This is a genomic window from Aerococcus suis, from assembly GCF_900176325.1.
Classification (GTDB): Bacteria; Bacillota; Bacilli; order Lactobacillales; family Aerococcaceae; genus Aerococcus; species Aerococcus suis.
Genome location: NZ_FWXK01000001.1, coordinates 325,589 through 352,190 on the forward strand (window position 1 = coordinate 325,589; position 26,602 = coordinate 352,190).

Below are 26,602 nucleotides of genomic sequence, written 5' to 3' on the forward strand. Positions count from 1 at the left end.
ATAAATAGGTGATATTGCAAGCTTTACTACTTAACTTACAATAAAAAAGAGGTTGGTGACTAGCCAACCTCTCGCATAAACATAAGGAGATTAATTTATGCTTACTTATTAATATGATTTACGTTTTGGTTCATAACCAGCATCGATACCTTGTTGGAAGAACGCTTTATGGTCTTCGTAAGGTACCATTGAACCACCAGTTAACCAAGCAATATGAGTGGCATTACCCATTTTGTCAGTTAAACCTTTGTCAGCAATGTAGCCTTTACCTTGTTCTGAAGTAAAGATACGTGCAATACCAGGAATTCCGGCTACGGCAGCTGGTTCAATAGCGATGTCTTCAATATCATCTAAGGCAGCTAAGTTGTAGTTAGCTTCTTCTTCACCAACAGTAAATCCACCATCGAAGTACATTTGCATTAATTTAGCAACGAATTGTGAAGTACGTGGAACAGCTAAACCATCCATGTTTGTTTTACCGTCTAAATCAAAGTCATCAACGGCAACTTCTGAGAATTCGTTAGACATTAATCCAACCATCATTGATGCCACTTGAGTTGGTTCAGCGAAGAAGCAGTGAACATTGTCACCAAATACTTGTTTAAGACCAAATGTGATACCACCTGGGCTACCTCCAACACCACATGGTAAGTACATGAATAGAGGGTTTTCTTCACTAATTTTAATTTCTTCTGCTTCTAATTGTTTTTTCAAGCGCATACCAGCAGCAGTATATCCTAAGAATAAGTATTTAGAATGTTCATCATCAACGAAGTATGCATCTGGATCAGCTTCAGCAGCTTGACGTCCTTGTTCTACTGCCAAAGTAAAGTTTGTTTTATGCTCAACAACGTTTACACCATGGCTACGTAGGTAATCTTTTTTCCATTGTTTAGCTTCACTAGACATATGAACAATCGCTTCAAAACCAAATTTGGCAGCCATTACCCCAACAGAAATACCTAAGTTACCTGTTGTACCTACAACCACTTTTTTGTTGCTGAAGTATTCTTTAAATTCATCAGAAGCGAATTTTTTGTAATCGTCATCGTAACCTGATAATAAGCCTGCTTCAATAGCAACTTCTTCAGCGTGGTGTAATACTTCATAAATCGCACCACGAGCTTTAATTGTACCAGCGATAGGTAATTGGTCATCACGTTTTAAGAAAACGCGACCTTCAATATCAGTGTTGTATTCATCTTCTAAGAAAGATTTGAAGTTTGGCACTTCAGTAATGAAAGATTCAATAATCCCATTGTTGTCACGTGTGTCTTCAAATTCTTGGGCAATGAATGGGGCAAAACGTTCATAACGAGCTTCTGCATCTTCAACATCTTTTTGAGAATATTCAGAAATCGCGTTAGCTTCTTCAACTGTTTTGCTTTCGCCATTAATCCAGAATACAGGTTCGCCTTTTAAGACTTGTTCTAATTCTGGATTTTCTTTTGTCCATTTTTCAATATTCATTTCTACCATTGTTACACTCTCCTTTATGAGATATTTATTATTTGTTTAATTCAACAACGCCGTCAACTTCAACAGCTACGCCACCAACTAAACCTTTAACTTCAAAGGCACTACGAATTGGTTTAACGTTTTTAAAGAAGTCTTCGTAAGCTTTGTTTGCTTCACCAATTTGTGAGATATCAGTAATAAATAATTGTGTTTTTACGATATCCTCACGAGAAGCTCCTTCAGTTTCAGCTGCTTTTTCAATAGCTGACAAAGCGCTTAGTGTTTGATCATAAATTGATAAAGTTTTATCAACTTCACCTTGATCATTTTTTGGTAGTTGACCAGAAACAAATAGGAATCCATTCGCTTTTCTTTCATTAACAAATGCTGACATAACAAACCCCTTTCCTACTTATTTACTATAGTGTCAATGTATCATGATAGCGCTCTCGCTGTCAATAATTTTTTCTTATTATTTTGCCTATTTTAATAAAATATTATTATTTTGCAGCACTTCTAATTTCTTGTGCGGTTTGAATTGGATAATTACGATATAATTTTGCTCCAATAAATCCAGCCACTGAACTAATTAAAATGACAATTAATGCGGCTATAATAACTTGCATAAAGTCATTATAAGCAAACATCACAGCAAATCCAGCAATCGGTGTTGCGGTACCTGGTGTATTATTGACTAATCCCATTAAAGCAATTACGACACCACTCAATGCTCCACCAGCTGCAACCGTGCTCCAAATCGGCAGTGGATTGGACAGAGTCACATCAATTTGTGTTAATGGTTCAATCGCTACTGAAATCGTATCTTGATTTGAGCCAAATCTTCTAAAGTGGAACAAGAATAATAGTGTAAAGGATGCTCCCATAGTTGCTAATGCCCCAATAGCCATTGGTGTTCCTGTTAACCCTAGAATAGCTGTTAACGCCATTGAACTTAATGGTGTTGTTGAGACAACTGGAATAATAGCTCCTAAAATAACTCCCATAACAATTGGACTTGTATCGGCAGCAGAAACTAAGATGTCTCCGATTCGTAATAAGGTTGCTTTAACAATTGGATCAATTCCAATCGCTAATAGGCGAGTAATAAATGGAATAGCAAGTACGATGGCAATTAAATTTAGTCCTTCTGGTATTTTCTCATCTAAGAATTTCACCACATAACTCGTTAAATAACCTGCGAAAAATCCTGGTAAAATACCATAACCACCAGCAGCTAATCCAATCATCACAGCGTAAACGGGTTTCACATCTAACGCAAAAGCAACTAATGCGCCGGCCGCTACCCCACTTAATGATCCTGAAACAGACCCTAATTCACTCAAGAAATCAATTCCAAATAAACTACCTAAAAATGATGAATGAAAGGCTTCTACTAAAAAACTTGCAATGGCAGCACTAGATAATGCTGATACTGCTTTGTCGCCGCCTGGTGCTTTAAATTTGAAAAGCGATAATAGCGCCAAGACAACAATTAGGAGTATGACTCCGAATAATACTTGCATACTTCTCTCTCCTTTTGACCACTTCCGTCATTCGTTATGGTCATAATATAACGCTTACAAATATCACCGTCAACAGTTTTTATAAAATTATTTATTATTGTGATAAATAATTATTTCTCTAAGAAGATAAAGACCCCTTTTTTACTTTGCCTGTAAGTTTTCTTTTCCTTTCATTTTATGATAAATAAAGGTTATAAAATAACTTAAAAAACAAAATTGTACCTGACTATATTTTATAAAAGTTATCAATTCGTTTAATTCTTAATTTTACTTTTTCTAATCATTAAGATAGCTCTTCTCTAATGATAGAAATTTTTTATCATAATCCTAACCGTCATGACACACAAAAAAGCACTCAAGCTCATCAATACTTGAGTGCTTAACAAGTAGTTTGCTCGACGCTTAATAGCCTTTGCGGATAACTACTTAATGATTCTCTGGAATCTTAACTAGGAGGTACCATCTCTCACTTATCATCGTTATTATTTCAAAGATGTATCGACTAGCTAACATTCTTCTCTTAGCTAAAGCTAAGAGTTTGACCGTTTAGGTTCTATAAAGAGCGATGCTCAATATATTACCCCTGCATCTCTCTTTACATTATTATCATATTATGAAACCGCTTTAAAGTCAAGTGTTACTTTTCTTCTACTAACCACGTAGGTAGTTCCCGGATGGCATAACGGTTATCATCTACAAACAAAGGACGCTTAATTAACATCCCATTGTCAGCGAGTAATTCTGCTTTTTCATCAATTGTTAATTCGCTAAAACGATTTTTTAACTGCAATTCTCGATAACGTTCGCCACTGGTATTAAATAGTTTTCGACTATTTTCACCTTCTGATTCAAGAATCCATTTTAAAGTATCTATTGAAGGGGTTTGCTCTTTTAAATTTACCCATTGATAATCAATATTTAATTGCGCTAATTTTTCTCGTGCTTTTTTACAAGTTGTACAATTAGGAATTCCATAAACTGTTAACATCATTTTCCTCCTTAAATCTGAACGACGTGATCACACCAAGTATTTATAAATTCAACATCATGAGTAACAACTAGTAGACGAAATCCTTTTTTTGCTAGATAATCTAACAGTTGACCAAATTGTGTCATATGATAGTAGTCTAATCCACTGGTTGGTTCATCAAAAATCAACCATTTTTTCCCAGATAATATCGCTGAAGCAATCATTACCCGTTGTTTTTGTCCCCCGGATAAACTAGCGGGATGGCGATGTTTTACTGTCGAAAGATTGAGCCAATCTAAAATCTCTTCAGCTTTTTGGGGATACTTTGCTCCTAAACGGACTTCATTCCAAACGGAATTACTCACTAACTGATAATTGACATCTTGCATCACTAAAAATGCGTTATCCAATCGTTCTCTAGTCGATATCACCTGATGATTTATTTCAATTGTACCACCTCGTTCAGGCAAAAGGCCAACTAAGGTTTTCACTAACGTGGTCTTCCCTTGGCCATTAGCTCCTGTTAAAGCTGTTATCCCATATCGAGGAAATCGTAAATTCAAATAACTCTTTATTTTATGATGGTCTCCATATCCAATACTCAGTCGTTTCGTCACAATATCTTCTTCATTATCTACTTGGTTAACCAATAAATGGTCTAAAATATTCTTCTGTTGTAATGTCCGTAAACCAAATGACTGTCTTTTTTCCCTAGAAAGATTCCATAACTCTTGTGGTGATAATTGATGCGTTAGTTTTCCAGCTTCTAAAGTGAATACACGATCTACCAAAGGCATCACCCACGCTAAACGATGTTCGGCTAAAATAATCGTGGCTCCATCTGCTTTCAATTGACGAAGCATTTCATAAATCTGTTGGACGCTTTCTTCATCTAAATTAGCCGTGATCTCATCAAAAACATAAACTGAAGGCTTCAAAATCGTAGCTGTCGCAATCGCTAACCGTTGCTTTTCCCCGCCAGATAAATCAAAAATTGATCGCTCAAGTAAAGAAGTTAAGTGAAAACGTTCAGCAACAAAAGCTACCTGTTGTTCGATTTCTTCAACATCAGTTCCTATATTTTCGAGAGGAAAGGCTAATTCAGAGCGAACGGTGGTTGCAAAATGTTGACTTTTTGGATTTTGAAAGACAGACCCAACTTCTCCAACATAAGTTTCAATCGGTGTCTCAGTAGTTGCATAACCTAACGTATAGGATTCCCCACTAACGACAGCAGGTAAGTAATGAGGAATCAGTCCATTAATCACTTGCGTCAGCGTTGATTTTCCTGATCCACTTATACCTGTTAATAAGACACACTCACCAGCTTCAATCGTCATATCTAATCCTTCTAGTGCTGGCGTAGCTTGAGTATTTAAATAATTAACGGTCACATTTTTTCCTTCATAAACTGATGACTTCATTATATACTCACTCCAATAATTGTTCCTACTATTAGTAGACTACATCCTAAGGCTAAAAAATCTTGAGTCGTCATACATACATCTACCAAACTCGTTTGTCGTGTCGTTAATCCTAATCCTTTTGTTAAGGCAGCAATTGTTAAATCTTGTGCCACTCGAGAACTATTGATTAAGATTGGAACCAATAAACGTTCAAATGCTTGGATTGGATGTTTTAATAATGACCATCGATTGGCCAGTATTCCTCGCATTTTGAGAGATTGGCGAATCATTTGATAATCGACTTTAATTGTCGGATAAAATCGACCGATAACAGCAATAACTACTGTTAATCCTTTAGGTAAATGCCAGTGTTTACACCAAGCCACCCATTCTTCTGAACGAGTCGTCATTAAAGTATAGACACCAATTAAAATACTTGGCATCATACGTCTTGTTCCATCCGCTAAAAAGGAAAGCATGTAAATAAAGAATGGGTGATTGACTCCAGGCATAATCACTAAGTAGACAAAAAGTTGAAGACCATAAATCATTAGTAAACGCCAAAACCACCGTTTAGCGTCGCTGATATAATATAAGCCTAAGAGATAAACGACTAAGATGACTTCCATCGCTAACGGTAGGTTAACTATTGATGCAATAAAAACGAAAAGTATTAGAAAGAGTTTGGTCTGTGGTTGCAATGTTATCTTCATTAAACAATTCCTGCACGTTTAAAATGTTTTTTCAACAAATACTGACCAAATAAGCCACCAATGATAGACGCAATAAATAATAAAATCAGCACAAGCCACCCAGTATTTAAAGAAATCGCCTCAAAGACTGACGCAATATATTCCACATTTTTTCCATCACTAGCTAAGTCATAAGCATAGCGTTCTGGGGCAAAGAAAAGTGGCCAAATTGGTCCAGTGGGGCCAAAAGAAAATAAAACATAACTGACTAAAGAAACCCACCGATTACGATAATGAAATGGATGATTGATACCATCAGATAAAAATCCAAAAATAATTGCCGGAAGAATAGCTAAAGGAAATCGTCCACTGACCAGAAAGAAAATCCCCATTACTAAGGCCATCGTAAAAATCATACCAAATTTAGGAACTTTAGCATGTGCTAGCATAAATACCGGACCCGATAATAGCGCTGAAACCACAGGAATATAAACATACGAGTATCCTGGAATAATAAATACACAAAGTAAGGCCGAAATGCCTACCATAATAAAATACAACAAACTATATAATCCTATCGAAATCCAATCACTTGGTGCTAACCGACGTCTTTCCACGATAAAAATCCTCTCTAATAACTTTTTTCGCTCTCATTATACATGATTTGTTATGTAAGTAAAAATATCTCACTAAAAAAGAGCAATAATAAGCGATGACTTATCATTGCTCTACAAGTATTATTCTGCCATTAGCTTAGATGCTGACTTAGGAAATCAATATGTTCTTCAATAAAAGTGGCAATCGTATAGTAAGAATGGTCATATCCTTCAACTTTATGATACTCAACTGTCGCATGACTCTTTTCAGCCGCATCTAGAAAAGCTGTTTCTTGTAACTGCTCAGGATAAAACTCATCAGCTGTTCCTTGAGTAATTAAAATTGGTGGAACACTATCTTGCTGTACCAATTTTACTGGATCAACCGTCTCCCATACTTTTTGGTCAGTTCCTAAGTAAGCAGATAGAATTTTTTTACCCCATGGAACATTGGTCAAATCAGTAATGGGGGCAAATGCTGAAATCGCTTGGAAACGATTTGGTTGGCGTAACCCAATCATTAAGGCTCCATAACCTCCCATAGAATGTCCCATAATGGCTTCTTTACCATTAAATTGAGGCAGTTGACTCTTCACTAGTTCAGATAACTCTTCCGTAATATAATCATACATTTGGAAATGGTCTTTCCATGGTGCTTGAGTCGCATTTAAATAAAAACTTGCCCCTTGTCCCAAATCAAAAGCTTCATCATCTGCAATCGCATCGCCTCGAGGAGAAGTATCGGGAATCACAATCGCTACTTTGTGAGCTTGGGCATATTTTTGAAATTGTCCTTTAGTCGCAAAGTTTTGATCGTTACACGTTAAGCCGGATAACCACCAAATTAACGGAACCGTTTCATCTTCACCTATATTGGGCATAAATAACGAATAGACCATTTGGCAATTTAAGACTTTCGAATCATGTTGATAACGAATTTGACGTCCAGAAAAAACGCGTTTTTCTTCTAAAAATTCAACCATCGAATCCTCCTATTCAAATACTAAAATATCACGTAACGATTTTCCTGCTTCTTGTAATTCAATGGCTTCATTAATCTCATCAAATGACATCCGATGAGTAATAAACGGATCTAAGTCAATTAACCCATTCATATAATCTTTAATGACTTTTGGTAATCCAGAACGTCCTTGAACGCCTCCAAATGAAGATCCTTTCCATTCACGACCAGTAATCATTTGGAATGGACGGGTAGAGACTTTTTCTTGACCAGAAGCGACACCCATAATGACAGATTGACCCCAACCTTTGTGGGTACATTCTAGTCCCGCATTCATCGTTTCAGTATGGCCAACACAGACGAAACTGTAATCAACCCCACCATCTGTTAAATCAACAATATAATCTTGGATAGGTTCATCAATTTTATCGGAATTAATAAAATCAGTCGCTCCAAAGGCTTTAGCTATTTTTGCTTTATCATCATTAATGTCGACTGCAATAATTCGTTCGGCTTTTAAGGTTTTTAGCATTTGAATCGCTGCTAAACCAAGTGTCCCGATACCAAAGACTGCAGCAGTTGCCCCTTCTTCAACTTGCGCATCATTTTTTACTGCACCTAATCCAGTCGTCACACCACAACCCAATAAGGCAACTTTATCTTCAGGAGCTCCCTCAGGAATCTTAGCTACAGAAATATCCGCTAGTACAGTAAATTCAGAAAAAGTAGACGTTCCCATAAAGTGATAAATCGGTTCGCCTTTATAAGAGAAACGTGTCGTTCCATCTGGCATAACGCCTTCACCTTGGGTATCAGAAATGGCAGAGCAGAAATTCAAACCTTTTTTACAATATTCACATTCGCCACACTCTGGTTTCCATAATGGAATGACTTTATCGCCAACTTCGACGTTCGTCACTCCTTCGCCGACTTTATATACCGTTCCTGTTGCTTCGTGTCCTAAAATACACGGAAATTTTCCTGATGGATCATTACCAGATAGTGTATAGATATCGGTATGACAGACTGACGTATAGTCAATTTTCACCATAACTTCATGTGCTTTAGGATCTTCAACATCAATCTCAACAATTTCTAATGGTTTTCCGGGTTCAAAAGCCACTGCTGCTTTACTTTTCATTGTTCTCTCTCCTTCATTCGAACTGTCAATTTATATACGTTTATTATCTCAGGGGCCCTATCGTTTAGCAAATGAAATGGTCAATAATAAAAAGACCTGGTGATTAAACAATCCCCCAGGTCTTACTTATTTGGTTGATTAATCGATTTCAGGAAGGTAAATGTACGCATACATATCTTCACCAAGTTGCGTTCCTAAAACAATCGTAATATTTTCTTCAATCACATCAATAGCCTCAGGATATTTTTCGCGGAGCATTTGCGCTTTTTCTTTAGCCGTGTCATGAATATTCGCATGAACAACCGCTAAACGATAAGCCATCCCTGCTTCTTTTTTAATATAACCATCGATAATCTTATCCATAGCTTGGCGAACACGTTTTTTACCACGTGCAATTTTTTCAGCTGCTATTTTTCCATGATAAACACTAAAAACGGCTCCTACTTTGAGAACACCAGCTAATTTCCCACTAATATGGCTAATCCGTCCACCTTTAACAAAATTAGTAACATCATGAATGGCACCAAAAACTTTGGTATGCTCAATTAAAACTTGTAATTTATCAAGGATGGTTTCATTGCTATAACCTGCTTGATACCATTTCAAGGTATGTTCTACCATATTTTTAACGCCGTAGCTTCCTGTTCCAGTATCTACTATATAAATGTCTAAATCGTCTTCATAATCATCCGCAATCATTTTAGCCGTTTGATAAGTACCCGAAATTTGTGACGCAATCGGGAAAACCATTACCGAATCATAACCTGCCTGTTTAATCGCATCAAATTGATTGACGAAATCTTGAGGGGACGGTTGACTAGTCGTTGGCAACGTGTCACTCGTACGCATTTTATCGTAAAAAGCTCCCATCTTACTTTCATCCCAAGTATCTGTAAACATCAAGCCGTCATCTTCAAAATAAACATTTAAATTCACTTGATAAATATCTTTGTGATGGTATAGCTCTTTTCCAATATTGGCAGTACTATCAACTAATATAGCCCGTTTCATTTAACACCCTCCAAAGTCTACATCTCGACGCTTCATTATAATGTCTCTATTTTACCGTAAGTGTTTCCAGTATAAAAGAGACAATCAAAAGAAATGTGTTAACTTAAATTCCAATTAATTCACAAAGTTTGTGAAAAAGTAAACGTTCACATTTTATTCAAAATATTTTCTTTGGAATAATTCTAAGATTGCGGTAAAATGTCCATAGAATATATATTTAGGAGGATTAACACATGAAATTTGTTGTTGTTGGAACATCTCATTATGGTTATGAAGCTGCACAAACATTGCTAAAATATTATCCTGAATCTGAAATTCATTTATATGAACGTGGAGACAAAGCGAGTTTCTTATCATGTGGTATCCAAAGTTATTTAGAAGATATCGCTCCTTCATTAGATAGCTTACATTACGCTAATGAAGAATCTTACAAAAAACAAGGAATTAACATTCACGTAAATAGTGACGTTGTCGCTCTTGATCCTGAAGCTAAAGAAATTACCGTTAAAACAGCTGATGGTGAAAGCAAACAATCATACGACAAATTATTCTTATCTCCAGGTGCTAATCCAGCTGAATTACCAGTAGATGGCACAGACTTAGAAGAAGTTTATTACATGCGTGGACCTGTATGGGCAGGCAAAATCAAAGAACGTATGGAAACAGCTAAAAAAGTTGTCGTTATTGGTGCTGGTTACATTGGATTCGAAGCTGCTGAAAGTTTCGCTAGAAAAGGTATCGACACTAAACTAGTTGAATTTAAAGACCACATCTTACCAACTTACTTAGACAAAGAAATCACTGATGTCTTAGAAGAAAATGCTCAAAAACATGGTTTAGATATCCATACTGGTGAAGGTATTAAAGAAATCATCGGTGAAAATGGTAAAGTTTCAAAAGTTGTGACTGACAAAGGCGAATACGAAGCTGATACAGTTGTTATTGCTTTAGGTATTAAACCAAACACTGATTGGTTACGTGACGCAATTGATGTGGATGACCGTGGTTTCGTAGCTATCGATGAATATACAGAAACATCTGCTAAAGATGTCTTTGCTGGTGGAGATGCAACATTTATTCCTTACGGTCCAGATCACAGCAAAAAATCAATTGCCCTAGCAACAAATGCTCGTAAACAAGCCGTTGTTTCAGTTAAAAATGCTGAAGAAAAAACAGTTAAACAAGGTGAAATTAACGGAACCTCTGCTTTACCTGTTTTTGACTACACGATTGCAACAACTGGTTTAAACGACTCAACTGCTGAGGCATCTGACTTAGACTTCGCTAGTCATTACTACGAAGAAAAATTATTACCTGATTTCCGTGGTGAAGAACATACTGTTCATATGAAAATCACTTATGAAAAAGATTCTCACCGTATCTTAGGTGGTCAATTAGCTTCTACAGCTGATATTTCACATGCGATTAACACATTATCAATTGCCATTGCATCTGAATGGACATTAGAACAATTAGCAACTTCTGATTTCTTCTTCCAACCATCTTATGACCGTCCATGGCATTTCTTAAATGTGTTAGCACAACAAGCATTAAATGATGCTTACGGTTCTGATCAAATGATCTTCTAATAATTGAACTTTTTAGTGAGGCAATATTGCCTCACTTTTTTATTATCATAATTCCTCCTTTTATCTATAGTCATAACCTGTATAATAGATAAGGGTAAAAAATTTTGCCTAAAAACATTTAATAGAAAGGAGGCCATTATGAACGACAATCGTTATCACCAAATTATTCAAGTAGCGAAGTTGTATTATCAACATGGTAAAAACCAGCAAGAAATTGCTCAAACGATGAACATGTCGCGACCAACGATTTCACGTTTATTAAATGAAGCCATTGAAAAAGGCATTGTCACATTTACTATCCATGATGATAATAATACGATTATTACGTTACAAGAAGATTTAAAAGCGAAATACCATTTAAAAACGGTAAAAATTGCAAATGTAGTTAGCGAAGACTATGACTATCTACTCAAAGATTTAGGTATTTTAACTGCTGATTATATTCAACAAATTGTGGAACCTGGCGATATCATTGGTGTGAGCTGGGGACGCACAATATTTGAAGTCTCTAAACACCTGACCAAAAGTCATCTGCAAGATGTTTCCGTGGTCCAATTAAAAGGAGGCGTGAGTCAATCAGCTAAACCGACTTACTCTTATGAAACCATTGAAAACTTCGCTCAAGCATTTAATACGGAACCTATCCTACTAAATTTACCAGTTATTTTTGACTCCCAAATGGTTAAAGAAACGATTGAAACAGATAGCCACATCGAATCGGTTCTTAATTTAGGAAAACAAGCATCTATTGGTATTTTTACAGTGGGTACCGTTCGTAAAAACGCCCGTTTATTTCAATTAAACTACTTAGACAAAGACAAAATTACAACCTTGCAGTCTCAAGCTGTTGGTGATATTTGTTCACGCTTTTTCGATGAAAATGGAAATATCGTAGACCAAGAATTAAATGCACGCACAATTGGACTCGAACTTTCCGACTTAAAAGCGAAAGAACACGCCATTTTAGTTGCTGGTGGCACACACAAATTCCCTGCTATTCAGGCAGCGCTAAACGGAGGCTATTGTAATGAACTCGTTACGGATCGTTTCACGGCTGAACAACTCCTTTCAGTTGATTAACCGCTTCAATAATATCTACTATCTTGTATGAATCCTTTACGAAATCCCTTTTAGGGAAAAAATTTTGCTAATATCAGAAATTAATTTCAATTACTGTTTTACATTTGTTCAATTACATGCTATATTATCATTGTAAGCAGTTACATGAAAGGAAAGGACGTTTTTTATGGAAAATATTAATCGTTATATCGATCACACACAATTACAACCTGACGCTAAACAAGAGGCTATCGATCAATTATTGAAAGAAGCTAAGGATTACAATTTCTTCTCTGTCTGTTTAAACCCTACTTGGGTAAAATATGCAGCTGAAGCGTTAGCAGATACTGAAGTTAATGTTTGTACCGTTATTGGCTTCCCTCTTGGAGCAACAACCCCTGCTGCTAAAGCTTTTGAAACAAAAGATGCTGTAGCCAATGGTGCTGATGAAGTAGATATGGTTATCAATATTGGTCGTTTGAAATCTGGTCAATATGACGCCGTATTAGAAGATATCAAAGCCGTAGTTGACGCAGCTGGTGATGCATTAGTTAAAGTCATTATCGAAACATGTTTATTATCGAATGACGAAATTGTGAAAGCTTGCGAATTAAGCCAAGAAGCTGGCGCTGACTTTGTTAAAACAAGTACTGGTTTCTCAACAGCTGGAGCTAAAGCAGAAGACGTTAAATTAATGAAAGACACTGTTGGCGACGCTATGGAAGTTAAAGCCTCTGGTGGTATTCATACTCGCGACGAAGCAATGGCTATGATTGAAGCTGGCGCTAGCCGTTTAGGAATGAGTAAAGGAATGGACATTATCTAATTAAAAAAAGGAGATTGCCATGTTATATAGACTTTTATCAATAGTAGGGATCTTTGCTATTTTAGGAGTTGCCTACCTATTCAGTAATAATAAAAAGAATATTAAAATCAAACCAATCATTACGATGATTGTCATTGAAATTGTTGTTGGTTTTGCCATGTTACGTACCGATGTCGGAATTACCATTTTAGGTGCGATTGGTAAAATGTTTGAGAATTTACTATCTTTCGCTCACGAAGGAACAGCATTTGTGTTTGGTGGTTTAGTAGAAACAGAAGGTGTTTTCTTCTTCCAATCATTAATGCCAATTATCTTTATTTCAGCTATCATTGGGATTTTAAATTATTTAAAAATCTTACCATTTATTATTAAATATGTCGGCTTAGCTTTAAGTAAAATCAATGGTTTAGGAAAACTTGAATCATATGTTGGTGTAGCTTCTATGTTACTTGGTCAAACGGAAATCTTTATCTCAATTAAAGATTATATCCACGGTTTACCAAAACACCGGATGTATGCTTTAACAGCACCAGCTATGTCTTCTGTTTCTATGGGGATTGTTGGTTCCTATATGTTCTACCTTGATCCTTCATATGTTTTAGCTGGTATTCCATTAAATTTATTCGGTGTGTTTGTTATTGAAAGTATCATTTTCCCATATGAATTATCAGAAGAAGAAGATACCCTACGTATCAATGATGACTTAGATGTCTCATTCTTCGAAATGTTATCAGATTACATCACTGATGGTTTCAACACGGCTATCGGAGTAGCTGCTCAATTAATCGGATTCACTGCTTTAGTCGCATTTGTTAATGGTATTTTTGCCAATATCTTTGGTATTACTTTCCAAGATGTTATGGGAGTTATTTTCTCTCCTGTTGCCTTTATTTTAGGGGTACCATTTGAAGAAGCTATCGATGCCGGAACGATTATTGCTACTAAATTAGTCACTAACGAATTCGTTGCCATGACAGATATTGGTAACATTACCTTCTCAGAACGTACATTAGCTATGATGTCTACATTCTTGATGTCATTCGCTAACTTCTCATCTATTGGTATTATTACCGGAGCGGTTAAATCAATCGACGCCAAACAAGGACGTCAAGTTGCCGGCTTTGGTCTTAAATTATTGCTCGGTTCAACACTAGTTTCAGCGTTAACCGCAGCTGTTGTCGGAATTGTCTTTTAATTAAAGCTGAAAGGAGCTTATTAAATTATGCGTGCAGTAGATATTATTGAAAAGAAACGAAACGGTTTAGAACTTACAGATGAAGAAATTAAATGGATTATTGATAACTATACCAATGACTCAATTCCTGATTATCAAATGAGTGCGTTATTAATGGCTATTTATTTCCAAGGAATGAATAAACATGAAGCAGCAACAATGACTAAAGCAATGGTCGAATCTGGTGATCAAATCGATTTATCTGATATCGAAGGCATTAAAGTAGACAAACACTCAACTGGTGGTGTTGGTGATACAACTACTATTATCTTAGCACCTCTTGTTGCTTCTGTTGGAGCCCCAATTGCTAAAATGTCTGGTCGTGGCTTAGGCCACACGGGTGGTACATTAGATAAATTAGAAGCCATTCCTGGTTTCCATATCGAATTAACATCTGATGAATTTATCGATGCCGTAAACAAACATAAAATTGCCGTCATTGGTCAAACAGGAAACTTAACGCCTGCTGATAAACGAATCTATGCGTTACGTGACGTAACAGGAACAGTTAACTCTATTCCATTAATTGCTAGCTCAATTATGTCTAAAAAAATTGCCGCTGGTTCTGACGCTATCGTCCTAGACGTTAAGGTAGGATCTGGTGCTTTCATGAAAACTGTTGAAGACGCCAACCGTCTTGGCCAAACAATGGTAGAAATTGGTGAAAAAGTTGGTCGTCGTACCATGGTTGTTGTCTCTGATATGTCTCAACCATTAGGACGCGCAATTGGTAATGCGCTTGAAGTAAAAGAAGCTATTGAAACATTACGTGGCGAAGGTCCTGAAGACTTAACAGAACTTGTTTTAACATTAGGTAGTCAAATGGTCGTATTAGGCGGAAAAGCTGAAACATTAGATGAAGCTCGTAGTTTATTAGAAGAAGCTATTCAATCAGGCAAAGCATTAGATAAATTAAAAGAGTTCTTAACGACTCAAGGTGGCGATGCCAATGTTGTTGACGACCCTAGCCTACTTGCACAAGCCAAATACCAAATCGAATTACCAGCACAACGCAGCGGTAAAATTTCTGAAATGCAAGCCGAAAAAATTGGTATTGCATCTATGTTATTAGGTGCTGGTCGTGCTTCTAAAGAAGATGAAATCGACATGGCTGTTGGTATCGTTCTTAACAAAAAAATTGGAGACGACGTTAAAGAAGGCGAAAGCATCTTAACTATTCATAGTAATCGCGAAGATGTTAGCGACGTGGTAGAATTATTACAAGAAAACATTACGATTGCTGATGAAGCAAGCGAACCAAAACTTATTTTAAATACAATTACCAAATAATTAGAGGAGGATATTCATGTTTAAACGAATTAATGTGATGGTATTAGACTCTGTTGGTATCGGTGAAGCTCCCGATGCCGCAGATTTCAATGATACAGGCGCACATACCCTAGGACATATCATCGAAGAAGCACCAAATAGTCAATGGCCTAACTTACTTCAATTAGGTCTGGCAAATATCGCTGATTTACCCCCACTATCACCTGTTGAAACACCTAAAGCAAACTACGGTAAAATGCAGGAACAATCTGTGGGTAAAGATACGATGACTGGACACTGGGAAATTATGGGACTGAATATCCAAAAAGCTTTCCAAGTATTCCCTGAAGGTTTTCCAGCTGATTTCTTGAAAAAAATTGAAGACTATTCTGGTCGTAAAGTGATTTGTAACTTACCTTACAGTGGAACAGAAGTCATTAAAGATTACGGGGAAGAACAATTAGAGACTGGCGCATTAATTATCTATACGTCAGCAGACCCTGTTCTTCAAGTAGCGGCTCATGAAGATGTGATTCCATTAGAAGAACTTTATGACATTTGCCAATACATCCGTTCAATTTCTAACGAACCTCCAGTAATGATAGGTCGTATCATTGCCCGTCCATTTACTGGTAAACCTGGTCATTTCGAACGGAATAATGGTGGACGTCACGACTACGCGCTAGAACCTTTCGGACAAACGATTCTTGAAGATTTAAAAGCTGATGGTAAAGATGTTATCTCAATCGGTAAAATCAATGACATTTTCTCAGGTATTGGTATTACGGAATCTCACCCAACTAAATCAAATATGAATGGTATTGAAGAAAATATCGCTCAATTAAAACGTGACGATTGGGAAGGATTATTATTCACTAATCTCGTTGATTTTGACGCTGTTTACGGCCATCGTCGTGACCCACAAGGTTACGCTGAAGCGATTGAAACTTATGATAAACATCTACCAGAAATCATGGAACAAATTGGGGAAGATGACTTATTAATTATTACAGCGGATCATGGTAATGACCCGACTGCTCCAGGCACTGATCATACCCGTGAATATGTTCCATTATTAGTCTACAGTCCAAAACTAGCAGGCAATAATGACTTAGGTATCCAAGATACTTATGCCGCAATTGCCGCAACAATTGCTGAAAACTTTAATATTGATTATGACACAGAAGGAACGAGTTTCTTACACGACTTGAAATAATAGGAGGTAACGTATGAGTACACATATCAACGCCCAAGCTGGCGATATTGCTGAAATCGTCTTATTACCCGGTGACCCACTACGGGCAAAATTTATTGCGGAAACTTTCTTAGAAGATGCCAAACGTTACAATACCGTGCGTAATGCCTTTGGTTATACAGGAACTTATAAAGGAACTCGCATCTCAGTACAAGGAACTGGGATGGGAATGCCATCAGCAATGATTTACACTGAAGAACTTATCCGTGAATATGGTGCTAAAGTCCTAATTCGCGTAGGTTCTGCAGGAGCTATCAACGCTGATTGCCAAATCCGTGATATCGTTCTGGCTCAAGGAGCAACGACTGATGCTGCCCTACACCGGAATATCTTCCATCATCAAGTAGAATTTGCACCTATTGCCAACTTTGACCTACTAAAATCAGCTTATGATGTCGCAACTGAAAGTCATTTACCTGTTCACGTTGGTAATGTATTATCATCTGACCGTTTCTATAATGATGAATTAGACACGAAAAAATTAGCTGATTACGGTGTCTTAGCCATTGAAATGGAAGCTGCTGGTATTTATTCTGTGGCAGCTAAGCACCATGTAAAAGCATTAGGTATTATGACTATTAGTGACTCATTAGTAACAGGTGAAGAAACGACTTCTGAAGAGAGAGAAAAAACATTTGGTGACATGATCAATGTAGCTTTAGAAGCTGCTCTTCGTGTGATCGACTAAGGAAGGTGCGTTATGGTAACAAACGAACAAAAAGAAACCTTAAAACAAGCAGCTACTGATATGTTAGCTCATGCCTACGTTCCCTACTCACATTTTCAAGTAGGTGCCGCTATTTTAACGACAGATGGTGAAATTTATTCTGGTTGTAATATCGAAAACTCATCTTACGGTTTAACAAACTGTGCTGAAAGAACAGCTATTTTTAAAGCTGTCTCTGAAGGCCATACGGAAATAGAATACATGGTCGTTACAGGAAACACAGAGGGTCCTATCGCTCCATGTGGTGCCTGTCGCCAAGTCATTTCCGAATTTTCACATCCAGATACCCCTATCCTACTAACTAACCAAAATGGCGACGAACAAGAAACAACCATAAAAGACTTACTACCCGGAGCCTTCAAATCTAGTGATATGGATTAAAAGGGTGTGAGAAAAAGCGATTAGCCATGGAGCGTTGGACCAAAACCGGAGATTTCTGCTAAGAAATTGGAGGCTTTTGGGAAACGCATGCCATGGCTGCTTTTTCGAACCCGACTAAAAGGATGCGATAAAAAGCGCTTAGCATCGTTTTCCTGGAAGAAAGGTGAAGAGCATTCGCTCTTTGAACGCCTCAAAGCTTGCTGAAGGAACAACGATGCTGCTTTTTAGAGCTCGACTAGAAAGGTGTGAAGAAACGCGCTCTGATTCGAACATCTGGAAGAAAAAGCACCAAGTTTCGCTTCTTGAAACGGGTGATTTTTCTGAAGAGGCTTCGAATCAGCGTTTCTGAACCTGACTAGGATGCGATAAAGCACGTTTAACCACGGTCGTTGGACCTAAAAGCGACGACTCTCCACAAGAGAGAAGGAGCTTTTTAGGGAAACGCAGCCGTGGTTGTGCTTTAGAGCTCGACTACACAGGGTGTGAGCATTTGCGCTTAGCTCCTTGATTTTGGAAGAAAATAACGGATTTCGCTCTCTGAAATTCCGTATTTTCTGAAAAATCCAGAGGAGCTGCAAATTCGAACCCGACTACACAGGGTGTGAAGAAACGCGCTATGATTCGAACATCTGGAAGAAAAAGCACCAAGTTTCGCTCTTTGAAACGAGTGATTTTTCTGAAGAGGCTTCGAATCAGCGTTTCTGAACCCAACTAAAGGGTGTGAGAAAAAGCGTTTAACCACGGTCGTTAGACCAAAAGATAAACCATATCCTATACAAAAAGGTCCTGAGGGAGAGCTAAGTTCTCCCTCAGGACCTTTTCTATTTTCAATTTATTCGCCTTCAGTATCCTTCACATAATCAATCGCTAAGATAACAGCAATCACTAGTACAGGATTGACTTCTTCATCCGCAATATTAAATTCAAAGGCATCGGTTAATGAAAAAATTTTCTTACTAATATCAGCAATTTCTTTACCAGATCCGTCTATAATTTCATAATTATAGTCCCAAATATCCCCTTTTATCTTCCAGTCTAAAGCATCAATTTTATACTTATCTTTAAACACGGTAATTTTCTTGGTGATTTTGGCAACTTCTTCACCATCTACTTCTACAATCATTGTAGGACGGATACTTACTAATTTTTGTTTCACACGTGCTAGCACGTCCCCTGTCTCAACATCAATAATTCGTGATTGACGAGTAAGAGAAACTTTCTTTTGATCGATTCGTAAAACTTTATGATTATCCTCATCAAAAATATTAAAATTTTGGAATAAAGATATTTTTTGTTTCATGTAGTAGCGCATGTGAAACCTCCTAGAATTAATAACTTCACTAGTATACTACTTTTTAATGAATCGTACCATAGTCAACATTTAATCCATTTTGGACACCAGGACGATTATTAATTCGATCTGCCCATTCTTTCACGTGAGGATAGCTTTTGGCATCTAGAAATTCAGCACTATTTTGGTACATTTCTCCACGCACAAGGCGTCCATACCATGGCCAAATTGCCATATCAGCAATCGTATATTCATCTCCCGCAATATAAGGACGTTCCGCCAATACTTGATCTAACAAGTCTAATTGACGTTTTGTTTCCATTGTGTAACGATCAATTGGATATTTAATAATAACATCAGAATGCGCAAAGAAATGTCCAAAGCCACCACCGACATAAGGAGCAGCTCCCATTTGCCAGAATAACCAGTTAATAGCTTCTACTTTATCAGCTGGATCAGTTGGTAAAAATTTACCATATTTTTCAGCCAAGTATAACAGAATAGAACCTGATTCGAATAAACGCATTGGAGCATCGCCACTTTGGTCTAACATTGCTGGAATTTTAGAGTTTGGATTAATTTTTACAAAATCTGAACCAAATTGGTCACCTTCACTAATATCGATTTTGTATAAATTATAATCGATATCAACATCTTCTAATAATTTTAATTCTTCAAGCATCACTGTTATTTTAATGCCATTAGGTGTCCCCAATGAATAGAGTTGATAAGGGGCATCTCCTACAGGTAATTCTTTCTCAAAACGTGCCCCAGCATCTGGACGGTTACCAGACCGACTATCCGTTGGGTTATCCCATTTCCATACTTTTGGCAAATCTTCACGTTCCATATTATCGCTCCCTTTCTATTGTTAGCTTTATTTTAAGAGATATCCGAGTAAATTACTAATAATTAGCAAATTGAGCGTAATACTTGTCCCTCTCTATTGATAACATATAATAAAGCTATGAAAAAAATTGTAATTCTTAAACCATTTATTATGCCGTTAGCAACCGAATTAGTAGATCAAATTAAGCAAGCTGCGCCAGATTATACGGTATTTGATTATACAAATGACCAATACACCGTCTCTGATTTATTAGATGCTGAAATTATTTTAGGTTGGGCACCAGAAGTGGAGGAGGCACTTAATCACCCTAACCAAATAAAATGGATTCAAATGTGGATTGTCGGAGTCGATAAAGTTCCTTTAGCCAAAATTGCTAACAATGGAACGCGATTAACAACTGCTGGAGGCGCAAATGCCCCTGGAATTGTCCAACAAATTCTCGGACTGATGTTAATGCAAGCGCGTCGTTTAGGCGTTCAACTTGATCAACAGCGCAATAAAGAGTGGCAATTTCCAGAAAATATGACCGAAATCACAGACAAAAATGTCTTATTACTCGGAACCGGTAAAATTGCTGATAGCTTTGTTAAAGCCGCACGAGGTTTTGATTTGACGATTCAAGGTGTTAATACGACTGGTCATCCAACAGAAACCATCAAAGATACCTATCCAATTGATGCCTTTACACAACCCCTATCTGAAGCTGATTATGTCATTAATTTCCTACCACATACTTCTAAAACAAATCAGTTATTAGGGGCATCCTTCTTTAACACAATGCCAGAGCATGCCATCTATATTAACTACGGTCGTGGTAAAACAACGGATGAAGAAGCACTGATTACGGCATTAGAAAATCGAAAAATTGGTGGTGCGATTCTCGATGTTTTTAGAGAAGAACCTCTCCCTAAAGACAGTCCGTTATGGCAAATGCCAAATGTTTATTTAACGCCTCATAGTGCTGGTCAATCTGATTATTACAACGAACGGGTTGTGCAGATTTTTATCCGTAACCTCAATGCTTATCAAACCCAAGAAAGCCTCGAAAATCAAGTCAATTTTGACCGTGAATATTAAAACATTAAGGCAAGATCGTTAACAATAACGATCTTGTCTTTTTCTGTTTCCCTCCCTTCGAAAACTTTACAATTTAATTCTTTACTTATTTTAAGATTGTGATAAGATTTTCTATATTTAAAGGGGAGGTTAAAATGAACAAACGTTTAGTTATGGCTTCACTCGGAAATGTGATGCTCGTTGAAGCTCTGTTATTACTTTTTCCAATGTTAACCGGGTTATACTATCACGAAGGCACAACCCAACTATTTGCATTTATTGAAACAATTATTCTGTTATTAATTATTGGTAGCCTTCTAAGTATTCTTAAACCCAAACATGCCCGCTATACCGTACGTGATGGTTTTGCGATTACCGCTCTCACCTGGTTTGTCGTTTCGTTCTTCGGCGGCTTACCCTTCGTATTTGCGGGAGAAATTCCTTCAGTCATTAATGCGACTTTTGAAATGGCTTCAGGATTCACAACTACAGGTTCCAGCATCCTGACTGATGTTGAAGCACTCAGTCAATCCATGCTATTTTGGCGAAGTTTCTCTCATCTGATTGGCGGATTAGGGGTACTCGTTTTTATTTTTGCCTTTACTCCTGAATTAGGTGAAGGTTCCGTTAATATTATGAAAGCGGAAGTCCCTGGCCCTGAATTCGGGAAATTATCGGCTAAAAATAAAAGCTCCGCTAAAATTCTCTATGGCATGTATTTCGTATTAACAGCCATTCTAATTGCCGCACTTATCTTCACCGGAATGAAGCCTTTCGATGCGATTATTCATGGCTTTGGGACAGCCGGTACAGGAGGCTTTAGTAATAAAGCAACCAGTATCCAAGCGCTACATAATCCAGCAGCTGAATATATTCTATCGATTGGTATGATTGTTTTTGGTATGAACTTTAACTTGTTCTATTATCTATTAAAAAAAGAATGGCGAGTCGTTTATAAAAATGAAGAACTTCGTCTGTTTTTAATTATTATTGCATTAGCAATCGGGGGGATTATGTTAAATCTAGCCCCACAATATTCAAGCATAGAAAAACTTTTCCGTGATGCCCTCTTCCAAGTAACAACGATTATCTCAACCACTGGCTTTGGAACAGTTGACTTTGCTCTCTGGCCATTATTTAGTCAATGTATCCTCCTTCTCATCATGTTTGTTGGTGGTATGGCTGGTTCAACAGCTGGAGGATTGAAAGTGTCACGAATTTCAATTTTTCTGAAAACATCATTATCTCAGATTCGTAAATCCATTAATCCTCGCCGTGTCGTCCCAGTAACCATGGATCGTCACTGGGTGAATAATACGCATGTTTCGCAAGTGTTTATCTATTTTGGTATTTATGCCTTAGTCTTTACAGTTGCCTTATTTGTTGTGGCACTTGATCAAAATGACTTTATGACAGCCTTTAGTGCTGTCGCAGCGACATTTAATAATATTGGTCCCGGGTTAGGCAACGTTGGACCAACGTCTTCATTTGCTAGCTTACAACCATTTACCAAAATTATTTTAACCATCACGATGATTGCTGGACGTCTAGAAATTTATCCCGTATTAGCATTATTATTACCAAGTTTATGGAAAAGAAAATCTTGAGGTGACTTATGAAAATTATCATTTGTGGCGGTGGACAAACCGGCCAAGCTATTTGTGAAGCATTATGGAAAACTAATGATATTACATTAATTGATAAAGACGAACAAGTTATTAATGAGCTGTTCTCCCAATACGATATTCAAGTAGTTCACGGCTCAGCTTTGAGCCCACAAATTTTATCAGATGCAGGTGTAAAAGAAGCAGATGTCTTTATCGCAGTAACGAATGATGATGAAGTTAATATCGTTACAAGTAACTTTGCTAAAAAATTGGGAGCTTACTATGTTTGTGCCCGTGTTCGTCGCATTGGTTATTATGAAGATCGCGACTTCACGCGTCAAGCACTCAATTTAGATCAAATCATTAATCCAGAATTTCGCTCAGCCGAACTTATGAATCAAGTCATTCATTTCCCCGAAGCCAATAATATCGAAAATTTTGCGGATGGTAATGTTCAAATCTTTGAACTACCGATTAATGCTACCAGTCCATTAATTGATTTAACCGTCAATGACTTCGGCCAACAATTAAGTTCGGATGTCCTTGTTTGTGTCATCAAACGTGGGGATGATATCCTCATTCCTACTGGCGACGACCATTTTGAAGCTGAAGACACGATTTATGTCACAGGACTACCAAAAGACATTAAGTCATTGACGAAATCATTACATCTGAAAACAAAACCACTTAGAAATCTCTTTATTATTGGTGGCGGAACGTTAACGTATTTCTTATTACAAAAATTGCCTACTCATCACTTCCATATTAAAGTCATTGAAAGCAATCGTATGCGCGCTAGCGAACTTGCCCAAGCTTTCCCTAATATCGAGGTGATTAATGGCGATGGAACAAATCAACAATTACTGTTAGAAGAAGGCTTAAAATATTATGATGCCAGTTTAGCTTTAACAAATCATGATGAAACGAATATTTTAATCAACTTATTCGCTCATAGCGAAGGGATTGAGAAAAACTTTACGTTAGTCAATCGCCCTTATTTATTAAAACCATTAACACATATGGGATTAGATACGGTGATTACGCCTAAACGTGCCGCCGCTGAAAAAATTATTCGTTTGGTTCGTAACCACAAGGCTACCCAACAATCAACCGTTACTCACTTCTATCAATTAGTGCCTAATGAAGTTGAAGCATTAGAATTCAAAATTTTAAACCATGGTAAAATTACTGCTAATCCATTAACCGATTTAGAATTAATTGATCAAACACTATTACTAAATATTCAACGTGATAATCAACGGATTATTCCTAGCGGGGATACCCAAATTCAAGTCGGTGACCTCGTTTCCATTGTCACTAAACATAAAGATATGAATGATATTAATGACTTTGTTAAATAAACTAACAAGAAAATAAGAATTCTTTAAACCTTTTATAGAAAAATTTTCTATAAAAGGTTTTTTCTTACGATAAATAATCGTTTATGCCTTATCTTGTTGATATAACAAGGATTTTAACTGATCATTTTATCATATATCTCTTAAATAATTAAAATTTCATGTCATAAAATATCACAAATGCTTTACCTTTTCTCAAAATTAATGTAAAGTAAGTTTAATTACATCATTTGAGATAGAAAGGAAATGCTTGTGTCACCTGATATTGTTGGTTTTAGTTTTATCTTTCTAGCCGTTTTTTATTAATTGGAAAATATTTAAGAATTCATGTGAACTGGTTACGAAATTTATTTCTCCCTAGTTCAATTATTGGTGGATTTGTTGCTCTAATTGTTGGACCAAATATTTTAGGCAAACTTGTGACTAGTTTATTTGGCGCCAATCATTTGTTATCTAACGGCTTATTCCCTGCTGAAATGCTAGACGTTTGGACCCCATTACCCGGGATGTTTATTAATATTGTATTTGCTGCCTTATTTCTTGGGCAAAAGGTACCAAGTCTAAAAGATATTTGGAAAAACTCTGGTCCACAGTTAATGATGGGATATGTCGTTTCTTCTGGACAATATATTGTCGGTCTCTTACTGACAATGTTGGTATTGACGCCTTTATTTGGGATGAGTCCCTTAGCAGGTGCTCTAATTGAAATTGCGTTCGTTGGTGGACACGGAACGGCAGGAGGTATGAAACCTACCTTTGAACAATTGGGTTATGCTGAAGGTGGCGATTTATCCCTTGGTTTAGCTACCATCGGGATTCTAGTTGGAGTCATTTGTGGGATTGCTATTATTAATATTGGTTTTAGAAAAGGATATACCTCACTGACTCAAGGTGGGAAAAATTACTTCAATCCTGAAGAACGTGAAGAAATTAGTGAAACACAAGGTTATGAAGTGAAGAAAGAATCGCCGCAACCTAAAGCGATTGAACCATTAGCCTTCCATTTTTCACTAATTGCTGTCGCTATTTTAATCGGTTATATTATCCTTCAAGCATTAATTTTTATCGAAGCCCATACTTGGGGAGCTTGGTTCAACATATATCTAATCTCTTTTGTTCCATTATTCCCAATGGCAATGATTGGCGGTATTATTGTACAAGTTATCTTTAACCGCTTAAATCTTGAAGAATATATTGATGAAGATATTATTAGTAAAATTTCCGGATTAGCTTTAGATATTTTATTAGTCTCTTCATTAGCGACGTTATCATTAGAAGTCATCGGAGATAACCTAATTCCATTCATTTTAATTTCAATTGTTGCCACTATTTGGAACGTTTTTGCCCTACTATACTTAGCTCCACGTATACTACCTGATCACTGGTTCGAACGGGCGCTAGGAGATTTTGGCCAAGCGACAGGAATGGCTGCGACAGGATTATTATTAATGAAAATTGCTGACCCTGAACAGCAAACCCCTGCGTTAGAAGGTTTTGGATATAAACAAATTTTATTTGAACCATTTGTTGGTGGTGGTATTATTACCTCTGCTTCATTACCATTAATTTCTCAATTTGGACCACTAACGTTCCTAATTATGAATATCATCATGTTTCTTGTATTCCTTATTTTAGGTTTCCACTTCTTTGGTCCTAAAACAAGAGCATCACAATAAAAAGTAGACGAGAATGGTGATCATTCTCGTCTACTTTTTTATTTATGATAAGCATGTCCGTTTTGAATACGATAACTGCGGTAAATTTGTTCACTTAAAACTAAGCGCATCAATTGGTGAGGAAGTGTCATATGCCCAAAGCTAATTAAATGATCTGCCCGTTGATTGACAGCTTCACTGGTTCCTAACGATCCGCCAATAACGAAAACTAAAGTACTTTTTCCATAAGTCACTGCTTGCCGCATCGATTCGGCTAATTCTTCCGAAGTTAGCATCTTACCTTTAATAGCTAGCACATAAACATAGTCATCTGGTTTAATTTTTTTAAGTATCCGTTCACCCTCTGTGTCTTTCACTTGTTGAATTTCTTTTTCACTAGCTGTTTCAGAAGTGGGTTCATCAGGGACTTCAATAATTTCTAATTTTGCATACTTACTTAATCGTTTTTGATATTCGGCAATTCCTTGTTTTAAATATTTTTCTTTTAATTTCCCTACCGCAACAATTTTGACTTTCACGTAATCACCTCAACTTTTCAATTCCCTCTCATTATCTTATAAAAATCCCTTACTGACCACCCGTAAACGCATCTTATTGTTACTTATCCACACAAAAGCGATATCTTTCCACATTTCCACAATTCTGTGGAAATAGAAACGCTGATAT

At 36.9% G+C, this 26,602-nt stretch carries 25 protein-coding genes; 12 read left to right on the top strand and 13 right to left on the bottom strand.

Features of this window, described 5'->3' with window-relative positions; genetic code table 11:
• Positions 1–108: 108 nt before the first annotated feature.
• The 10 genes from B8955_RS01555 to B8955_RS01600 form a co-directional block, all read right to left on the bottom strand.
• Entirely contained in the window at positions 109–1,470 is a 1,362-nt protein-coding gene (locus B8955_RS01555) for a D-serine ammonia-lyase (RefSeq protein ID WP_084097962.1), read from the bottom strand.
• 37 nt (positions 1,471–1,507) lie between these two features.
• Positions 1,508–1,852 carry a RidA family protein gene (locus B8955_RS01560; RefSeq protein ID WP_084097917.1) on the bottom strand — a complete coding sequence of 115 codons (345 nt, stop codon included), beginning with the start codon at positions 1,850–1,852 and terminating at the stop codon, positions 1,508–1,510.
• Positions 1,853–1,958: 106 nt separating this feature from the next.
• A complete protein-coding gene (locus B8955_RS01565; protein ID WP_084097918.1) occupies positions 1,959–2,981 on the bottom strand; it encodes a PTS sugar transporter subunit IIC in 1,023 nt (340 codons plus the stop codon).
• A gap of 637 nt (positions 2,982–3,618) precedes the next feature.
• Positions 3,619–3,969: a Spx/MgsR family RNA polymerase-binding regulatory protein gene (locus B8955_RS01570; protein WP_143238325.1), complete on the bottom strand. Its 351-nt coding sequence runs from the start codon at positions 3,967–3,969 to the stop codon at positions 3,619–3,621.
• Between the two features lie 11 nt (positions 3,970–3,980).
• Positions 3,981–5,375 (bottom strand): ABC transporter ATP-binding protein, encoded by a 1,395-nt coding sequence (locus tag B8955_RS01575; protein ID WP_084097920.1) that lies wholly within the window; start codon positions 5,373–5,375, stop codon positions 3,981–3,983.
• Positions 5,375–6,070, bottom strand: coding sequence for an energy-coupling factor transporter transmembrane component T (locus B8955_RS01580; protein WP_084097921.1), 696 nt, complete (start codon positions 6,068–6,070; stop codon positions 5,375–5,377). Before B8955_RS01580 ends, B8955_RS01575 begins: the two co-directional genes overlap by 1 nt.
• Entirely contained in the window at positions 6,070–6,666 is a 597-nt protein-coding gene (locus B8955_RS01585) for an MptD family putative ECF transporter S component (protein WP_084097922.1), read from the bottom strand. Before B8955_RS01585 ends, B8955_RS01580 begins: the two co-directional genes overlap by 1 nt.
• A gap of 131 nt (positions 6,667–6,797) precedes the next feature.
• Positions 6,798–7,628, bottom strand: coding sequence for an S-formylglutathione hydrolase (gene fghA, locus B8955_RS01590; protein WP_084097923.1), 831 nt, complete (start codon positions 7,626–7,628; stop codon positions 6,798–6,800).
• 9 nt (positions 7,629–7,637) lie between these two features.
• Positions 7,638–8,747, bottom strand: coding sequence for an S-(hydroxymethyl)glutathione dehydrogenase/class III alcohol dehydrogenase (locus tag B8955_RS01595; RefSeq protein WP_084097924.1), 1,110 nt, complete (start codon positions 8,745–8,747; stop codon positions 7,638–7,640).
• Between the two features lie 138 nt (positions 8,748–8,885).
• The gene (locus B8955_RS01600; protein ID WP_084097925.1) at positions 8,886–9,758 is read right to left on the bottom strand and encodes a DegV family protein; all 873 of its coding nucleotides are present in this window, start codon (positions 9,756–9,758) and stop codon (positions 8,886–8,888) included.
• A 233-nt stretch (positions 9,759–9,991) separates the two neighbouring features.
• Between B8955_RS01600 and B8955_RS01605 the strand changes: the two genes are divergently transcribed.
• The 8 genes from B8955_RS01605 to B8955_RS01640 all read left to right on the top strand — a co-directional run bounded on the left by B8955_RS01605 (position 9,992) and on the right by B8955_RS01640 (position 18,098).
• Positions 9,992–11,347: an FAD-dependent oxidoreductase gene (locus B8955_RS01605; protein ID WP_084097926.1), complete on the top strand. Its 1,356-nt coding sequence runs from the start codon at positions 9,992–9,994 to the stop codon at positions 11,345–11,347.
• A gap of 138 nt (positions 11,348–11,485) precedes the next feature.
• Positions 11,486–12,427, top strand: a complete 942-nt coding sequence (locus B8955_RS01610; RefSeq protein ID WP_084097927.1) for a sugar-binding transcriptional regulator — start codon at positions 11,486–11,488, stop codon at positions 12,425–12,427.
• Between the two features lie 166 nt (positions 12,428–12,593).
• Entirely contained in the window at positions 12,594–13,232 is a 639-nt protein-coding gene (gene deoC, locus B8955_RS01615) for a deoxyribose-phosphate aldolase (protein WP_084097928.1), read from the top strand.
• Between the two features lie 19 nt (positions 13,233–13,251).
• On the top strand, positions 13,252–14,427 hold the full coding sequence (locus tag B8955_RS01620) for a NupC/NupG family nucleoside CNT transporter (protein WP_084097929.1): 1,176 nt from the start codon (positions 13,252–13,254) through the stop codon (positions 14,425–14,427).
• A 27-nt stretch (positions 14,428–14,454) separates the two neighbouring features.
• Positions 14,455–15,756 (top strand): pyrimidine-nucleoside phosphorylase, encoded by a 1,302-nt coding sequence (locus tag B8955_RS01625; protein ID WP_084097930.1) that lies wholly within the window; start codon positions 14,455–14,457, stop codon positions 15,754–15,756.
• A 16-nt stretch (positions 15,757–15,772) separates the two neighbouring features.
• Positions 15,773–16,951, top strand: coding sequence for a phosphopentomutase (deoB, locus tag B8955_RS01630; protein ID WP_084097931.1), 1,179 nt, complete (start codon positions 15,773–15,775; stop codon positions 16,949–16,951).
• A 13-nt stretch (positions 16,952–16,964) separates the two neighbouring features.
• The gene (gene deoD, locus B8955_RS01635; RefSeq protein ID WP_084097932.1) at positions 16,965–17,678 is read left to right on the top strand and encodes a purine-nucleoside phosphorylase; all 714 of its coding nucleotides are present in this window, start codon (positions 16,965–16,967) and stop codon (positions 17,676–17,678) included.
• 12 nt (positions 17,679–17,690) lie between these two features.
• Positions 17,691–18,098: a cytidine deaminase gene (locus B8955_RS01640; RefSeq protein WP_084097933.1), complete on the top strand. Its 408-nt coding sequence runs from the start codon at positions 17,691–17,693 to the stop codon at positions 18,096–18,098.
• Between the two features lie 832 nt (positions 18,099–18,930).
• Here the strand turns inward: B8955_RS01640 and B8955_RS01645 are convergent.
• Complete coding sequence (locus B8955_RS01645; protein WP_268760128.1) at positions 18,931–19,431, bottom strand: LURP-one-related/scramblase family protein; 501 nt, start codon at positions 19,429–19,431, stop codon at positions 18,931–18,933.
• Positions 19,432–19,453: 22 nt separating this feature from the next.
• Positions 19,454–20,239 (bottom strand): glutathione-dependent disulfide-bond oxidoreductase, encoded by a 786-nt coding sequence (gene yghU, locus B8955_RS01650; RefSeq protein ID WP_084097935.1) that lies wholly within the window; start codon positions 20,237–20,239, stop codon positions 19,454–19,456.
• A gap of 117 nt (positions 20,240–20,356) precedes the next feature.
• Here yghU and B8955_RS01655 point away from each other — a divergent pair, with 117 nt between their 5' ends.
• The 4 genes from B8955_RS01655 to B8955_RS01670 all read left to right on the top strand — a co-directional run bounded on the left by B8955_RS01655 (position 20,357) and on the right by B8955_RS01670 (position 25,936).
• Entirely contained in the window at positions 20,357–21,316 is a 960-nt protein-coding gene (locus tag B8955_RS01655) for a D-2-hydroxyacid dehydrogenase (RefSeq protein WP_143238327.1), read from the top strand.
• A gap of 134 nt (positions 21,317–21,450) precedes the next feature.
• On the top strand, positions 21,451–22,902 hold the full coding sequence (locus B8955_RS01660; RefSeq protein ID WP_084097937.1) for a TrkH family potassium uptake protein: 1,452 nt from the start codon (positions 21,451–21,453) through the stop codon (positions 22,900–22,902).
• A gap of 8 nt (positions 22,903–22,910) precedes the next feature.
• Positions 22,911–24,263 carry a Trk system potassium transporter TrkA gene (gene trkA / locus B8955_RS01665; protein WP_084097938.1) on the top strand — a complete coding sequence of 451 codons (1,353 nt, stop codon included), beginning with the start codon at positions 22,911–22,913 and terminating at the stop codon, positions 24,261–24,263.
• A gap of 326 nt (positions 24,264–24,589) precedes the next feature.
• The gene (locus B8955_RS01670; protein ID WP_200804248.1) at positions 24,590–25,936 is read left to right on the top strand and encodes a sodium/glutamate symporter; all 1,347 of its coding nucleotides are present in this window, start codon (positions 24,590–24,592) and stop codon (positions 25,934–25,936) included.
• A 38-nt stretch (positions 25,937–25,974) separates the two neighbouring features.
• Here the strand turns inward: B8955_RS01670 and rlmH are convergent, their stop codons facing one another.
• The gene (rlmH, locus tag B8955_RS01675) at positions 25,975–26,454 is read right to left on the bottom strand and encodes a 23S rRNA (pseudouridine(1915)-N(3))-methyltransferase RlmH (protein ID WP_084097939.1); all 480 of its coding nucleotides are present in this window, start codon (positions 26,452–26,454) and stop codon (positions 25,975–25,977) included.
• Positions 26,455–26,602: the final 148 nt, after the last annotated feature.

Excerpts from the sequence above, each read along its gene's own strand:
- B8955_RS01555 (WP_084097962.1), bottom strand. The coding sequence starts at position 1,470 with ATGAATATTGAAAAATGGACAAAAGAAAATCCAGAATTAGAACAAGTC.
- B8955_RS01560 (WP_084097917.1), bottom strand. The coding sequence starts at position 1,852 with ATGTCAGCATTTGTTAATGAAAGAAAAGCGAATGGATTCCTATTTGTT.
- B8955_RS01565 (WP_084097918.1), bottom strand. The coding sequence starts at position 2,981 with ATGCAAGTATTATTCGGAGTCATACTCCTAATTGTTGTCTTGGCGCTA.
- B8955_RS01570 (WP_143238325.1), bottom strand. The coding sequence starts at position 3,969 with ATGTTAACAGTTTATGGAATTCCTAATTGTACAACTTGTAAAAAAGCA.
- B8955_RS01575 (WP_084097920.1), bottom strand. The coding sequence starts at position 5,375 with ATGAAGTCATCAGTTTATGAAGGAAAAAATGTGACCGTTAATTATTTA.
- B8955_RS01580 (WP_084097921.1), bottom strand. The coding sequence starts at position 6,070 with ATGAAGATAACATTGCAACCACAGACCAAACTCTTTCTAATACTTTTC.
- fghA (WP_084097923.1), bottom strand. The coding sequence starts at position 7,628 with ATGGTTGAATTTTTAGAAGAAAAACGCGTTTTTTCTGGACGTCAAATT.
- B8955_RS01595 (WP_084097924.1), bottom strand. The coding sequence starts at position 8,747 with ATGAAAAGTAAAGCAGCAGTGGCTTTTGAACCCGGAAAACCATTAGAA.
- B8955_RS01600 (WP_084097925.1), bottom strand. The coding sequence starts at position 9,758 with ATGAAACGGGCTATATTAGTTGATAGTACTGCCAATATTGGAAAAGAG.
- B8955_RS01605 (WP_084097926.1), top strand. The coding sequence starts at position 9,992 with ATGAAATTTGTTGTTGTTGGAACATCTCATTATGGTTATGAAGCTGCA.
- B8955_RS01610 (WP_084097927.1), top strand. The coding sequence starts at position 11,486 with ATGAACGACAATCGTTATCACCAAATTATTCAAGTAGCGAAGTTGTAT.
- deoC (WP_084097928.1), top strand. The coding sequence starts at position 12,594 with ATGGAAAATATTAATCGTTATATCGATCACACACAATTACAACCTGAC.
- B8955_RS01620 (WP_084097929.1), top strand. The coding sequence starts at position 13,252 with ATGTTATATAGACTTTTATCAATAGTAGGGATCTTTGCTATTTTAGGA.
- B8955_RS01625 (WP_084097930.1), top strand. The coding sequence starts at position 14,455 with ATGCGTGCAGTAGATATTATTGAAAAGAAACGAAACGGTTTAGAACTT.
- deoB (WP_084097931.1), top strand. The coding sequence starts at position 15,773 with ATGTTTAAACGAATTAATGTGATGGTATTAGACTCTGTTGGTATCGGT.
- deoD (WP_084097932.1), top strand. The coding sequence starts at position 16,965 with ATGAGTACACATATCAACGCCCAAGCTGGCGATATTGCTGAAATCGTC.
- B8955_RS01640 (WP_084097933.1), top strand. The coding sequence starts at position 17,691 with ATGGTAACAAACGAACAAAAAGAAACCTTAAAACAAGCAGCTACTGAT.
- yghU (WP_084097935.1), bottom strand. The coding sequence starts at position 20,239 with ATGGAACGTGAAGATTTGCCAAAAGTATGGAAATGGGATAACCCAACG.
- B8955_RS01655 (WP_143238327.1), top strand. The coding sequence starts at position 20,357 with ATGAAAAAAATTGTAATTCTTAAACCATTTATTATGCCGTTAGCAACC.
- B8955_RS01660 (WP_084097937.1), top strand. The coding sequence starts at position 21,451 with ATGAACAAACGTTTAGTTATGGCTTCACTCGGAAATGTGATGCTCGTT.
- trkA (WP_084097938.1), top strand. The coding sequence starts at position 22,911 with ATGAAAATTATCATTTGTGGCGGTGGACAAACCGGCCAAGCTATTTGT.